Here is a 360-nt window from a genome sequence, read left to right as displayed (position 1 = left end):
ATAAATTGATATGAAATCGGGGGAATTGCTGTGTACTGTAAGTTGTTTATCGATACCGAACTGGATAGAGAAGAAGTGAGCAAACTCATCGCAAAGTCAATAAATGGTATTGTTCATAAGCATCAGTGTTTTTCCGAAGCTCTTGATATCTATGTGAATAAAAATGATGACTTTGATTTAGAAAAAGGAACGGAAAAACGGGACGGATTTTTGTACTATAAGTACTTTTTAGATATTGAACCACAAAAAGGTTCGGATGAAGAAGTTTATATTAATACGATTGGAAAGCTTTTAGAAAACTTATGGAGAAATGGAATTAAGGCTGTTGCTGCTAGTGATTTTGAACATCTGCTACCAAGA

General features: G+C 33.9%; 1 protein-coding gene. It reads left to right on the top strand.

Annotation, left to right across the window (positions count from 1 at the left end):
- Nucleotides 1-30 precede the first annotated feature (30 nt).
- Nucleotides 31-360: 1,4-dihydroxy-6-naphthoate synthase (locus ACQ5DJ_RS30050; RefSeq protein ID WP_429845630.1), on the top strand; the 330-nt coding region annotated here is incomplete at its 3' end.

The sequence above is a fragment of the Brevibacillus sp. FIR094 genome (assembly GCF_050477165.1).
Classification (GTDB): domain Bacteria; phylum Bacillota; class Bacilli; order Brevibacillales; family Brevibacillaceae; genus Brevibacillus.
The sequence above is the reverse complement of the archived record's forward strand: the minus strand, read 5'-3'. Positions and strand labels throughout refer to the sequence as shown.